The following is a 13,074-nucleotide window of genomic DNA, read 5'->3' as shown; positions in this document are numbered from 1 at the left end:
ATCAGCATGACTCGCACGGCCAGCACCAAATGGGAATCCCAATTCGGACTCGTTTGTCGCGATCAATCCACTAGACGTGCTTGATATCGATCTAAAGCGTCATCAGGACACCAAAAAACTAATGGCGCTTGGTTCAGAGGTTACTGATGCCGTGGCATTTGAGAGTTGCCCGACCTGCCATCAACATTTGACACAAGAGTTGCTACCACCGAGTTCTTCAGGGGCGATGGCCCTTGATGAAAATATAGCTTTCATTAAATCGCAGCAACTCATGTACAAGTCAGCGTTGGCAGCCACCGAAGAGAGGCTTGGGGAGCTTCGTCTGCGAGGCCGGTCTATAGAACAGGACTACAAAGAAGCGCAAAGTGAATTGCGTAGTTTGAAACGTGCACTCGTGCGCCCGGCGTCGAGCGTCAACAGGACGACAATTGAAAAATCGGTTCGGTTGCAGGCACGCTTGGCGCAATGGGAGGGAATGCAGGAGCGCGCTGACAGCCTCGTTGACGAGCTGGTCGTGGTCGCTAAGGAATGGGCCCGACTTTCATCCCGACTTAAGGAATTGCGGACCGGAGACGACTTTTCCTTGGAGGACAAGAACAAGATTTCCCGCCTTCAGTCCCTCGTACAGGGGCACCTGAAGACTTTTGATTTCCATTCCTTCCCGCCCTCTGAAATCACCTTGGCTAGGGACAACTTCAGACCACAGGTGTTGGTGGTTGATAAGGATTCTGGCGGGGAAATTGAAAAAGACATCGGCTTTGAAGCGTCGGCCAGCGATGGCATTCGCCTGAAGTGGTCGTACTATCTTTCTCTTCTCGAGTTGGATGAAGACTACACCACCAACCACGCTGGGCTCGTGGTGTTCGATGAACCCGGGCAACAAGCTGCCGACCCAGTAAACCTAACAAGCTTGTTTCAAGAGTCAGCCAAGGACAGACCGGATCGACATCAGATCTTGATCGCAACCTCGGAAAAGGAACACGCCATCAAAGCGGGACTTGGCGATCGTCCATACAATCTCATCTCGTTTAACGGCTACATCTTGAAACCGCTGAACTGATCCAGACTAGCCGAGCCGCGCTAGCTTCTGTTGTCGAGTCATTGGAACGCCAAGTGGCTCGTCAGCACCCAATCGGCACCCAAGCAAAGATACGCCCCATAGCGCCCTGTGTTGACAACAGGAACTCGCATTTCTTTTCAGGTATTTAAGTGGTGCCCGGGGGCGGAATCGAACCACCGACACGAGGATTTTCAATCCCGCGCTATTCACGAAAAAACAGACACTTACTGGGACAAGCCCCGTCAAACCGGCGACTGCGCATCAAGCACTTACGCCGCAATTGTCAAACCCCAACACTGCGATCTGAGCAAAGAAAACGCCGCTGCGGCTGGTCCCCGCAACGGCGCTGAAAAAACATATGAAGCCGGTCAGCTTCGCGCGAAACATAGCCCGAAGCGTGGCGGCTCCGCAATCGGCAAATACATGAAGCCCGAACACAAGCGCATGTCGCGCATGATGGGCTACACGTTGACCCTTGGCGGCTATGACGCTTGGGAAGGCTTTTCGCTGGTAGCGATGGCCCGCATGACGCCCGAAGAACGCGCGGCGCTGGCATGGGCTGCACTGCGTTCACTGGACACCCCGGAACAAGCCGAACTGGTAGCAGAGTCCGTTCTCAAATTTGCCGACTATCCTCTGCCAACCTTCCTCAACCCGATGGATGATGCGCGCTGGTGGGCGTCTTTTGCTTCTCTGAAAGAGCGCAAGGCTTACGCATTGGCGGCATATGAAGCCTTGCCCGAACATGAACAAATGGCCTTCCGCCGCTACATCTCGGAAGTTGAGATCGCGGCATGAAGCGTCCTTTCCCCATGCAAGAGGCGGTGACCTTCCAAGCCAAGGTCGAGACTGGTGACGATGGCGCAGGAAACCGCCTGTATCGCTGGGAAGACCAGTTTCGCGCCTTCGCCCATATCGACTTCAAAGGCGGTCAGGAGGCCCTTATCGGTGGCAGTTTGCAGGGACTAGCGCCCGGCGTCCTGACCATCCGCGCCAGCGCCAAGGCCCGTGAGGTCAAGCGCACGTGGCGCATCAAGCATCGTGGCCGCGTCTACGGCATCAAAGAGCCGCCCCGCCTGAGCGAGCGCCGCACCCACATCACCATGATTATCGAGGGGAAAGACTGATGCAGATCACCCGGACCCGCCCCGACACTCTGCCCGTTGACGAAGCCGCCTTCCTCGAAGGTATGCACCTGATGCAGGGCGAAGACCCCGAACTGGAATCCGACGCCTACCGCAAGGTGCGCGCGGCGGCGTTGGAGTTTGAAGAGCACGGCCAACTTGCCCTGATTAATCAGACGGTCCGTTGCACCATGTATCAGGCCCCGCTTGGCACGGGCATCCGCCTGCCCATTGGTCCGGTGCAGGATGGCGCGCAAATCACAGTCTCGGTCGTCGCGGCTGATGGGCAGGAATACCCGCTGACAGCGGCACAACTGACATTCTGGCGCGGCCCCCGTCCGATGCTGTTTATCACCGATGATGGCGCGCTACCGCCCGAAATCCGTGAGGCCCACGCAGGATTGAAGATCGAGTATCAGGCCGGGTTTGGCCCCGATCACACCGCCGTCCCTGACGACATTGCCCAAGCGATTATCAGCCAAGCGGCCTTGATGCAGGACGCGGGTTGGGACCTGCGGCGTGGTCACAATGGTCTGTCTCCCCACACGGCGCGCATCGCCGCCCGGTATCGCGGGGTGGCGGTGTGACCGATCTGGAACTGGACGAAATCATGACCCTGAAATGGCCGCGCGTTATCCGCCGCGCCATGGTCGATGGGGACGAGTGGGAGCGTGGCTTTGCCAAGAGCATTGCCCGCAAGTCCAAGCGCGCGTCGTGGCATCCGTCCCCGAAAGAAGCAGCAATCATGCGCCGCATGGTCCGTGACCTGATCCACGCGCCGCATGAAGAACTTGAGTTGATCGAGAGGTGAAAACGAAGTGACCCCGCGCACTTTGAACGCGGGGCCGTATCTGGGGGTTCGGGTCAACAACGGTGGCCCCAGACTTACGGGAAGGCATACCACGGGCGGGATCATATGCCAAGGGCAGTCCGAAAGGTTGAGGCCCGATCCCCGGCGCAGCGTTCATGCGTCGCAAGCAGCAACCAACTGGTCAGCGGGAACGCACGACTGATCAGGCCCAAGCGATGGCCCGGCTCCGTTGAGCAGGTGACTTCACGCAGAGGGCATAGGGACTGCCAGACCTTCGGGTGTGGGCAGTCGTCCTATGCCCTTCGCTCCAACCCTCACCATTGAGCAGAGGGGTAAGAGCGCAACGATTGAAACGTAGTGCTACGGCACGAGAGCAGAGAGACGAACGAAGAAATGACTGGCTTCACTGCAAATGGTCCCAATGCCCAAGATTCCTTTGACCTAGGGGACCGGGAGGGAGAGTTTTCTGTTCGCGCTCGCAACGCCGAATCCGGCCTGCCCGCTTGGGAAGCCGCCAAAACCTTCATCGAAAGCAATTTGAAGATCCCCGAAGGCCCGAAAGCGGGCGAGCCGATGACCGTGCCGCCCTACTTCGTGGACTTCCTCAAAGGCGCGCTGGACCCTGAGACCCAGATCGCAGTTTTGTCCATCGGACGCGGAAACGCCAAGACGGCATTCTCGGCTGCGGTGGCGCTCTGTGCGCTTCTGGGCATCTGGGACGGCCAGCCCCGCCGGGAAATCATCATCGCCGCCCGGACACGCGAACAGGGCCGCATCGCCTTTAACTTCATGGTGGCCTTCGCGGAATACCTGCCCCTTGAAATTCGCCGCGACCTTGTGTTTCGCAAAAACCCGCGCTTGGAAATCGAGTATGAAGGCGATGGCGGTGGCCATGTGGCCCGCGTGATCGCAGCAGACGCCAAGAGCGCGCTCGGCGGCGCGCCCGTGCTGGTGCTGATGGATGAGCGCGGTCACTGGCCGCTGGACAAAGGCAATGACCTTGAGGCGGCGCTTCTATCGGGCCTTGGCAAGCGCGGCGGGCGGGCGCTGATCATCTCCACATCCGCGCCGGATGATGCGCATCCCTTCTCGCAGTGGATCGATAACCCCCAGCCCGGCGTCTACATCCAAGAGCACCGCCCCGCACCCGGCCTGCCCGCCGATGATCTGGAAAGCCTGATCGAAGCTAACCCCGGCGCGCTTCACGGCATCGGCTCAAGCATCGACTGGCTGGAAAAGACCGCCAAGACCTCGATCGCGCGCGGTGGATCGAGCCTTAGCACCTTCCGGCTTTACAACCGAAACGAGCGTGTCAGCGGCGAGACCCGCGACCTGCTGTTGACCCCTGACGAATGGCTGAACTGCGAAGAGACGGAGTTGCCGCCGCGCCAAGGCAAGCTGATCGTCGGTCTGGACCTCGGCGGCTCGGCCAGCATGTCGGCAGCGGCCTATTACTGGCCTGAGACCGGACGCCTTGAGGTCACTGGCACCTTCCCTTCACAGCCCACGCTCTTGGATCGCGGCCAGAAAGACGGCGTGAACATGCGCTATGTCGAGATGCAGGAGCGCGGCGAGTTGACCACGCTGGGCGAACAGACCGTTCCCGTGGCCCCGTGGCTGGTAAAGGTCATGGAGCATGTCGAAGGCGAGACCGTCACCGCCATTATCGCGGACAGATACAAGCGGGCGGAATTGGGCGAGGCGCTTGAGCGGGCCTATATCCGCTCCCCAATGATCTGGCGCTCTACAGTCTGGAAGGACAGTAACGAGGATTGCGAACGCTTCCGCCGTGCCTGCTTTGAGGGTCATGTCAAAACAAGCCCCTCGCTCTTGCTGCGCTCGGCCTTCGCGGATGCGGTCGTGACCCGCGACGACATGAACAACCTCAAACTGACCAAGGCCAGAAGCACGGGCAGAATCGACCCTGTGCAGGCCAGCGTGATCGCCGTGGCCGAAGGCATCCGCCAGCACAACCGGACCCGTCGCAAATCAAGGGTGATATTCGCATGAGCAGCCGTTTCCACAGACATTCCAAGCCGATCCTGCGCACCAAGCGCTGGAAAGTGTTGCGCATGGAAATCCTTGAGCGCGATGGCTTCGCTTGCGTCAAATGCGGCGCGCGTGGTCGCCTTGAGGTGGACCATATCCGCCCGGTGCGAGATTGCCCCGAAAAGGCGTTCGATCCCGCCAATCTCCAGTCTCTCTGCCCGTCCTGCCACACAGCCAAGACGCGCCTCGAATGTGGGCACAAGCCCCCGGACCCCAAGCGTCAGGCTTGGTCCAAGCTTGTTGAAGACCTCTCGAAACCAAGCAAAACAGGAGTATACCATGCTTGATTCAGTGAAGATCAGCCGCCGTCAGTCGGAAATTCGCAAAGAACTGGCAACCCTCGCAGGCAAAGAAAAACCGACCGAGGACGAACAACGGTCGATGCAGGACCTTGACCGCGAATACGTCACCAATGAGATGCGTTACAGCGCTGCGCTGATCGCGGAAGACACCGAACGCCGCGAGGCGGGCGAGGAACTGGAAACCCGCTCGGACAAAGACTGGTCGGAAATGATGGGCCGCTTTGAGATGCGTCAGGTGGCGCTTTTGCTCGATGAAGGCCGCAAGCTGGACGGTGCGACGGACGAAATCGTATCGGAACTGCGCAGCCAAGGCGGCTATCGTGGCGTCCCCGTGCCGTGGGAAGCATTGGAAATGCGCGCAGGTGAAACCACTTCGGACGGCACCCCGAACCCGATGCGCACCGCGCCCATCATCGACCGTCTTTTTGCGGACAGCGCCGCGACCCGCATGGGCGGACGCATGATCAACGTGGGTGTCGGTGAGGTTGAATACCCCGTCACCACCTCGGCAGTGAGTGCAGGCTGGGTTGGCGGCGAAGGTCAGGACGCGCCGGGGCCGTTCGCCTATACCACGCTGGACCGCCCCATGAAGCCGGACAACACGCTCGGCATCACCATGAAGATCACCCGCAAGGCACTCAAGCAATCGGGCGCGGGCCTTGAGCAAGCCGTGCGCCGTGACATGAACGGGGCAATCTCGGAAGCGCTGGACAAGGCGGTGTTCCAAGGCTCCGGCGCAGCGGGTGAACCGACCGGGCTTTTGGCTGGGGCTGCGGGCTGGGGTATTACCGAAACTTCCATTGGTGCGGCTGCGTCCTATGCCGCGTTCCGTGCAGCGGCGGTGCGCTTCATGACGGCGAACGCGGCCAGCGGCCCCGGAGCGGTCAATTTGCTTCTGCGCCCCGAACTCTTCGACGGCATGGATGATGATCTGATCGCTGGCACGGCAATCTCGGAATGGGATCGCCTTGTCGCCAAGCTGGGCAAGGTCAACATGTCGAGCAATGCCCTGCCTGTCCCGGTGGGTGATCCGGCTGAATCGGTCGCAGTCATGACAACAACCGTGGGCGGCGTTCCGCCTTTCTTCGTCGCTAGCTGGGGAGCAGTAGACCTGATCCGGGATCCTTACAGCGATGCGGCATCCGGCGGCTTGCGTCTGACTGCGCTCACCACGGTTGACCTGACCGTATCGCGTTCGGTTCAGACTGAAATCCTGACCGGGCTGCAATAATGCTCTGGGGGGCGCATAGCGGCGGGCTTGAGGTCCGCACCCTGCCAGATGGGGAAACCCGTCTGGCAGGCCGTTTTCCCTACGGCTCGGCCACAGAACTGCGTGGCGGGCCAAACCCACGGCGGGAGATGTTCGCCGCGCGCGCCTTCGCCGCCCGGATCGAGGGTGGGCAGGATATTCACCTGTTGGCAAACCATGACTTCGCGGCACCCTTGGCAAGCCGTGGGGCGGGCAGTCTGACCCTGACTGACACCGATTCGGGCCTTGAGTTTGATGCCCGTATCAGTGCGGCCATGCGCGAGGTCAGCTTTGTGCGGGACTTCCTCGGCACCTTGGCGGCGGGGCTTGTGGGCGGTATCTCCCCCGGCTTTGGTGTTCCCGATGGCGGCGAAGAAATCCGGCGGGAAGGTGATGGCCTTCTGCGGATCGTGCATCGCGCCGATCTGGTGGAAATCAGCGCCGTGACGAAGCCCGCATACCCGCAAGCCCAGATCGAGGCGCGGGCATGGGAATTGACCGCCCCGGCACGGCGCAACCTGACCAACCCACGCCAACGCTGGAGGGCCTGACATGTTCGGATGGTTCAAACGACAACCCCCGGAAACCCGCTCGGCGGCATCGGGCTTCACCGCTGAAATCATCGCCGCCCGCGAAAGCTATATTTCTGGCAAGCGCGGCATCGCGGAATTGACCGCCACGGCGCAAAGCTGCGTCAGCCTTTGGGAACACGGTCTGAGCATGGCCGATGTGGCAGGGACAAACCTTCTGGGGCGGCAGGAAATGGCCCTGCTGGGGCGGCAATTGGCCTTGCGGGGTGAGGCGGTGTTTTTGATCCGTGACAGGCTTGTGCCGTGTTCGGACTGGGATCTGCGCACCCGCAATGCCATGCCCACGGCCTACCGCGTCTCTGTCTCTGAAACAGGTGGAGGACGCACGGAAACGGCACTTGCGGGCGAGGTACTGCATATCCGTATCGGCTGCGATGCTGCGGCCCCCTATTACGGCACGGCCCCGCTCAAGCGCGCCAGCCTGACGGCGGGCCTGCTGAATGCCGTGGAAACGGCCCTGACCGATGTATACGAGAACTCGCCAATCGGTTCCCAGATCGTCCATGCGCCGGAAAATGACAGTGCCGATGCAGAGATGATGCGCGGGGCATTCCGGGGGCGGCGCGGGCTGGTGACGATTTTCGAGGGCACCGCCCATGCCGTTGCGGCCGGGATGCATCCGAACTCTGGCAAAGCCCCTGATGATCTGTCCCCCGATCTGTCGAAATCCATGACCAAGGAAACGCTGGCAGCGGCACGGGACGGCATCAACATGGCCTTTGGCATCCTGCCCGGACTGGCAAACCCGTCCACTACCGGGCCGATGGTGCGGGAGGCGCAAAGGCAACTGGCGATCTGGACCTTGCAACCCATCGCCGCGCTGCTGGCGGATGAAGCCTCGGCCAAGCTGGGGGCAGAGGTAACGATTGACACCATCCGGCCCTTGCAAGCCTTCGACGCTGGCGGACGCGCGCGCGCCCTGTCTGCGATTATCAAGACGATGGCAGAGGCCAAAGAGGCGGGCATACCACCCGCTGACGTGTCCGGGGCCATGCGTATGGTGGATTGGGAAAGGTGAAATGCCGTGGCACGGCATCGCCACGGCAACGGAATGGCTGATCACGCCATGGGCTTTTGTCTGACAGGGCATCCCGCCCGAAGTGATCCCGTTAGTCAGTGAGTGGGTAAACCCTGACAGATCGCGGCCTAGGCTTCCTCCAAGGCGCGGCGGTCAATCCCGGCGGTGGCGCAGGCGAACACCCGCGCCGCCGCCGTTCTCTGCAATGAACTCAACGCCAGCATCTTCTAGGGCGTCCAGCATACGGGCCCGTGCAGTTGTCGATACCACCCGCCGTTCTTTCTCAAAGTCCACAATTGTTGACAGGCCGAAGCCCGCAGCATCGGCCAATTCTGTCTGCGTCATTCCGAGCAAAGCCCGTGCTGCTCTGCATTGCGCTGGGGTCATTTCAACAAAAATTGTTGACGCATGGGTCTCACCTCTATATCGACAATAATTGTTGATAACCCGATCAGGAGAGCAAGACAATGTCCGAAGCATCAAATCCAAACCTTGTTCGGCACTTAGACGATTTGGACCACGCACTTTCGCGCATTCGTGGTTCTGTTGCCTGCATGGAAATCCTTGCAGTGAGCGAACTGGACCTGTGCGACGCCAACCCGGCGGTGTCGGCTTTTTATTCGACGTTGTCAGGCATGGAGGCGTTTGTGGCAGATGCTCAAAAGTCGGCGGATGAACTGAACCGTATCAGGATGGGGAAAGTCACCGCTTGACGGGAAGGTGCTCATGTGAGTATGTTTATAAAAGGTACTCAAGAGGGCATGATATGAACCAGCTTACGCAGATCAAAATCCGGTTTTCGGACGCTGCCCATGCCATTGGCGTGAAGCCAAAGGTTCTGCGTAACTGGCTCCAGCGGAATCAGATCACGCTTTTCTCAGATCACACTGGGGCAAAGTGGACCCAATTCACGCTTGGGGACATCGCGGTTCTGGCCGTGATGCGTCGGCTGGTCGAATGGGGAATTAAGGTCGATCAGGCGAACGATATTGCGTTTGCGCTAATCCAAGGAAAAGCCGGAATGCTGATCCAATATCGTCACACCCCCAAGGAAGCCTTGATTGCGTTCCTGCGGACGTTCCGTCTGCTTCTCGCCCATGACGACGATACTGGCGACCTTTTGACTGCGACCGTCCATGACCGTGAAGCCCTGCCGTTGGGCAGCACCGATTTTGTCTTTGTGAACATCGGCCTTGTGGTCGAAGTCGCGTTTTCGCGTTTGGAAACTGACTAATGGGCAATGCGAACCTCAATATCAGCGTCATTGAAAAGCGTATGCTAAGCCAGACCGAGGCCGCTTCCTACACCGGCTTGCCCGTCAAGCACTTCAAGGCGTCATGCCCCGTCCAGCCGCTCGAAATTCGTCCCGGTGCGAGGGCATGGGACAAGCGCGACTTGGACCGCTGGATTGACGAAATGAAGGAAGGGGCCGAGATGACGACGCAGGACGCCATTCTTGGCAAACTATGATGACGCGGATCAGGGTAAAGGGCTTCAAGATATTCGATGACCGGCACGGGAAACCGCGCTGCTATCATCGCGCTACGGGCCATAAGATCGACTTGGAAAAGACCCCCCTGGGATCGGCTGAGTTTTTCGCCGAATGCGCGCGTATCGCAGCCATTGCCGAAGCGAGAAAAGCGCACGCCCCCAAGCCGGGAACGCTTGGCGGGCTGGTCAATGCCTACTTCCAGACTGAGCACTTTGGCAATCTGGCGGACGCCACCAAGCGCGACTATCGCAAGTGCGCTGACTTCCTGCACCCCATACGTGACACACCCGTGTCCGCGATCACGACGCCCCTTGTATCGGGTATCCATGACAAGGCGTCGGGCAAGATCGGCTGGCGGCGCGCAAATATGGTCCGCACCTTCCTGAGCCAAGTTTTCCGCTACGCCATTCCAAAGGGTCTGATCGACCGGGACTATGCAGCGGGCGTTATCCCCAAACCGCGCCCGAAAGATCGACCGTATGCCAACCGCCCATGGACGGTCGAGGAGCGCACCGTTGTGTTGGATCGGGCCGCACCCCATGTCCGGGTGGCGATTGCGCTAATTATGAACACCGGCCTTGATCCATCTGACGCACTCAAGCTGACCCGTCGCCAGATTGACCACGACACGATCTGGGGTGTTCGCGGCAAGACAGGCGAGGAAGTCGCTATTCCTATCGGTCCGACGCTGCAAGCGGCTCTGGACGCTGCACCCGCCCACGATGCGGTGACAATCCTTGCCACGTCCACCGGGAAGCCTTGGACCTACAACGGCTTTTCGACTGTCTGGCACCGCTTCAAGAAGAAGCTGGAGGCTGAGGACGCAGTGCAACCCGGCCTGACCCTCAAGGGGCTGCGACATACCGTTGCGACGACGCTACGCGAGGCGGGGCTTGAGGAACGCCAGATTGCGGACCTGCTAGGACAGAAAACCCCGTCGATGGCCCGTCACTATTCCCGATCTGCCAACCTTGCAGACCGCAACCGGATCACGATGGAGGCGCTGGAAAAAGAGAACGAACGCAGATCGAAAGTTGTCAAACCCTTCAAGAAAACTGTCAAACCCTGAAAGGCTCAAAGATGAATGTAGAGCAAAATCAAGAGTTTGAATGGTGCCCGGGGGCGGAATCGAACCACCGACACGAGGATTTTCAATCCACTGCTCTACCCCTGAGCTACCCGGGCAAGGTAACCTGAATATGAGGTTGGCGCGTTCTAGTCGATGGATGCGGCGGTGTCCATAGGCAAATCGAACGAAATTTGTGAAGTTCGGCTTGTGGACACTGCAGTCGGGTCAGCCTCTTTGACGCGGCTCCAACTGTTTCCAAAGATGTTGTCTAAACCCTTGGAACCTTGGGCGTTTAGAGCTTGCACAAGGCCCAATCACGATCGCTTTCCACACCGACCTTGCGGCTCGGAAACGCTGAAAAGAGCAGGACCACGCAGGGACCGTCCTCAGATTTACACTTGCACAGTCCCTGGGTCAGGTGTTCTGCGGTGCCAGAGCATCACGGCAATCGCCACAAGGATCCCGGCAACATGAAGATAGGGCGCCTTCAGCATGATGATCGCCGCCAGCGCCAGGCGCAGCGCCATTTCGGCGCGTCCCATGGCACGGGTTTCGAACCGGGCTAACACACTGGCCAGCAGATAAAGCGCAAATGCAAGACGCGCGAACAGACCCAGCAGATGCAGCAGGTGAATCCCGCCATCGAAACCGGGCAGAAAGCGGTCTCCTCCGGGCAGAGGGTTCAATTGCGCCTGTTCGATCAACAAAAGTTCCGGGTAGAACACGAAGATGAAAGGGATGATGAACATCACGATCCCCGCGCGGACCGCGGCGACCCCAGTTGCCATCGGGTCCGCCTTGGTGATTGACGCTGCCGCAAAGGCAGCGATCGCAACAGGCGGCGTGATCGCAGAAGCGACGGCAAAGTAGAACACGAACATATGCGCGGTGAAGGTTGCGATCCCCAGCCCAACCAGCATCGGCCCCATCAGCAAGGCCACGTTGATATAGGCAGGCACCGTCGGCATCCCCATGCCCAGCACAATAGCCATCAGCATGGTTGCCAGCAGCGCAACGAAAAGAAAGGCCGGGCTTTCCCCGATATCGACACCGGAATTGCGCAGCCAGCCGACGATATCGATTGCGATATAGTTCGAAAGACCGGTGAAATTCAGGCAGAAGTCGATCACCGAAACCGCCAGGAACATCAGGTAGAGCCGGCTGACCAGAAGCCCCGCATCCGCAAGCGCGCTGAGGATCTTTCCGGGTTGGCGACGGATTTCCTGGTCGAGAAAGAACAGGACCACCAGCAGCGCTGTCGCCCACCAGCCGGCAGAACCGGCATCGCCTGCAGAATTCTGGATCAGTTCCAGGAACCAGGGCAGGTTTTCGGCACGACAGCCGGTTTCGCTGACGATCCGTGTGACACCCCAGAGACCAGACAAAGGCCCGCAGCCAATTGCCTCTTTCGGGGTAAGCAGCAGCAGCAGGATCAACAGGATCGGCAGAAAGATCATGAGCAGGTGCAACATGTCTGTGCGGGTCAGACGCATGTCTTCGCTGACCTTGCCAACCGCCTCGATTCCCTGCTTGCGGGCCTGGAAGACCACGGTCAGGAACAAGCAACCGAAATAGGCCAGCGCCGGCAGCGTGGCAGCAACGATGACATCCCTGTACGGGACGATGGTCATGGCCGACAGGACAAAGGCCGCAACCCCCATGACTGGCGGCATGATCTGCCCCCCGGACGAGGCCGCGGCCTCGATCCCACCGGCGAACCGGGGGCTGAACCCACGTCTCAGCATCATTGGAATGGTTAATACGCCCGTGGACAGCACGTTGACCACAGGACCACCGGAAATCGTGCCGAACATGGCAGAGGAAACGATGGCGGCATGGGCCGGGCCGCCCCGCAGCCGGCGGGTCCAGAGAAAGGCAACCTTGATCAGTGCGCGGCCCCCAGCGGACACGCCAAACAAGGAACCAAGTACGATATAGGGAAAGACCGTGGTCATCAGGATCGCCATGAACCGCCCCAGCAGGCCCTGGGCGTTATTCACCAACACATCGCGCACGTTTGGCCGGCCATCCAACAGCATCCTCGGCTCGCCGCCCAGCTTGGTGACGAGGTATTTGTTCATGTCTTCCGCACCGAAGTAGTACCAGATCAACACGGTCAGCAGGGTATACCCCGCCATCAGGATCGCGACGGCCACCAGCGGAAAGCCCCAGACTCGCACGTTGTATCCCAGGAACACCGCGATCGAGGCCGCCATCATCGGAAAGATTCCCAGCCCTAGTGGATTGAATCCAACATTTGGAACCCTCGATTTCTTGCGGCGATGATGTCGTTGGGGTCTGCCCGCCAAA

General features: G+C 59.7%; 16 protein-coding genes and 1 tRNA gene. 14 read left to right on the top strand and 3 right to left on the bottom strand.

The window, feature by feature from the left end; genetic code table 11:
* The first annotated feature begins 76 nt into the window (after positions 1–76).
* The 10 genes from VK792_RS18655 to VK792_RS18610 all read left to right on the top strand — a co-directional run bounded on the left by VK792_RS18655 (position 77) and on the right by VK792_RS18610 (position 8,203).
* Positions 77–1,060, top strand: coding sequence for a hypothetical protein (locus VK792_RS18655; RefSeq protein WP_326299381.1), 984 nt, complete (start codon positions 77–79; stop codon positions 1,058–1,060).
* A gap of 111 nt (positions 1,061–1,171) precedes the next feature.
* A complete protein-coding gene (locus VK792_RS18650; protein ID WP_326299380.1) occupies positions 1,172–1,858 on the top strand; it encodes a hypothetical protein in 687 nt (228 codons plus the stop codon).
* Positions 1,855–2,187, top strand: coding sequence for a phage head closure protein (locus tag VK792_RS18645; RefSeq protein ID WP_326299379.1), 333 nt, complete (start codon positions 1,855–1,857; stop codon positions 2,185–2,187). Before VK792_RS18650 ends, VK792_RS18645 begins: the two co-directional genes overlap by 4 nt.
* On the top strand, positions 2,187–2,771 hold the full coding sequence (locus VK792_RS18640) for a head-tail connector protein (RefSeq protein WP_326299378.1): 585 nt from the start codon (positions 2,187–2,189) through the stop codon (positions 2,769–2,771). The genes VK792_RS18645 and VK792_RS18640 overlap by 1 nt, the downstream gene beginning before the upstream one ends.
* Entirely contained in the window at positions 2,768–2,995 is a 228-nt protein-coding gene (locus VK792_RS18635; RefSeq protein WP_326299377.1) for a hypothetical protein, read from the top strand. Before VK792_RS18640 ends, VK792_RS18635 begins: the two co-directional genes overlap by 4 nt.
* Before the next feature lie 573 nt (positions 2,996–3,568).
* Positions 3,569–5,005, top strand: coding sequence for a terminase TerL endonuclease subunit (locus VK792_RS18630; RefSeq protein ID WP_326299376.1), 1,437 nt, complete (start codon positions 3,569–3,571; stop codon positions 5,003–5,005).
* Positions 5,002–5,331 (top strand): HNH endonuclease, encoded by a 330-nt coding sequence (locus tag VK792_RS18625; RefSeq protein WP_326299375.1) that lies wholly within the window; start codon positions 5,002–5,004, stop codon positions 5,329–5,331. The genes VK792_RS18630 and VK792_RS18625 overlap by 4 nt, the downstream gene beginning before the upstream one ends.
* Positions 5,324–6,577 carry a phage major capsid protein gene (locus VK792_RS18620; protein ID WP_326299374.1) on the top strand — a complete coding sequence of 418 codons (1,254 nt, stop codon included), beginning with the start codon at positions 5,324–5,326 and terminating at the stop codon, positions 6,575–6,577. Before VK792_RS18625 ends, VK792_RS18620 begins: the two co-directional genes overlap by 8 nt.
* Complete coding sequence (locus VK792_RS18615; RefSeq protein WP_326299373.1) at positions 6,577–7,146, top strand: HK97 family phage prohead protease; 570 nt, start codon at positions 6,577–6,579, stop codon at positions 7,144–7,146. Before VK792_RS18620 ends, VK792_RS18615 begins: the two co-directional genes overlap by 1 nt.
* Position 7,147: 1 nt before the next feature.
* On the top strand, positions 7,148–8,203 hold the full coding sequence (locus VK792_RS18610; RefSeq protein ID WP_326299372.1) for a phage portal protein: 1,056 nt from the start codon (positions 7,148–7,150) through the stop codon (positions 8,201–8,203).
* Positions 8,204–8,356: 153 nt separating this feature from the next.
* On the opposite strand, the gene VK792_RS18605 is transcribed toward VK792_RS18610, so the two are convergent.
* On the bottom strand, positions 8,357–8,590 hold the full coding sequence (locus VK792_RS18605) for a helix-turn-helix domain-containing protein (protein WP_326299382.1): 234 nt from the start codon (positions 8,588–8,590) through the stop codon (positions 8,357–8,359).
* A gap of 80 nt (positions 8,591–8,670) precedes the next feature.
* On the opposite strand from VK792_RS18605, the gene VK792_RS18600 reads away from it, so the two are divergent.
* From VK792_RS18600 to VK792_RS18585, 4 genes are read left to right on the top strand one after another with little or no spacing between them, the layout of a single operon-like run.
* Positions 8,671–8,916, top strand: a complete 246-nt coding sequence (locus VK792_RS18600; RefSeq protein WP_326299371.1) for a hypothetical protein — start codon at positions 8,671–8,673, stop codon at positions 8,914–8,916.
* 53 nt (positions 8,917–8,969) lie between these two features.
* Entirely contained in the window at positions 8,970–9,437 is a 468-nt protein-coding gene (locus VK792_RS18595; RefSeq protein WP_326299370.1) for a MerR family transcriptional regulator, read from the top strand.
* Positions 9,437–9,673 (top strand): hypothetical protein, encoded by a 237-nt coding sequence (locus VK792_RS18590; RefSeq protein ID WP_326299369.1) that lies wholly within the window; start codon positions 9,437–9,439, stop codon positions 9,671–9,673. The genes VK792_RS18595 and VK792_RS18590 overlap by 1 nt, the downstream gene beginning before the upstream one ends.
* Positions 9,670–10,764 carry a tyrosine-type recombinase/integrase gene (locus tag VK792_RS18585; protein WP_326299368.1) on the top strand — a complete coding sequence of 365 codons (1,095 nt, stop codon included), beginning with the start codon at positions 9,670–9,672 and terminating at the stop codon, positions 10,762–10,764. Before VK792_RS18590 ends, VK792_RS18585 begins: the two co-directional genes overlap by 4 nt.
* 41 nt (positions 10,765–10,805) lie before the next feature.
* Here the strand turns inward: VK792_RS18585 and VK792_RS18580 are convergent.
* Positions 10,806–10,880 (bottom strand) — tRNA-Phe (locus VK792_RS18580).
* Between the two features lie 276 nt (positions 10,881–11,156).
* Entirely contained in the window at positions 11,157–12,983 is a 1,827-nt protein-coding gene (locus VK792_RS18575) for a TRAP transporter permease (protein WP_326299367.1), read from the bottom strand.
* Between the last annotated feature and the right edge of the window lie 91 nt (positions 12,984–13,074).

It is taken from the genome of Mesobacterium hydrothermale, assembly GCF_035818635.1.
GTDB classification, from domain to species: Bacteria; Pseudomonadota; Alphaproteobacteria; order Rhodobacterales; family Rhodobacteraceae; genus Mesobacterium_A; species Mesobacterium_A hydrothermale.
This window is presented reverse-complemented; position numbering and strand designations above follow the sequence as displayed.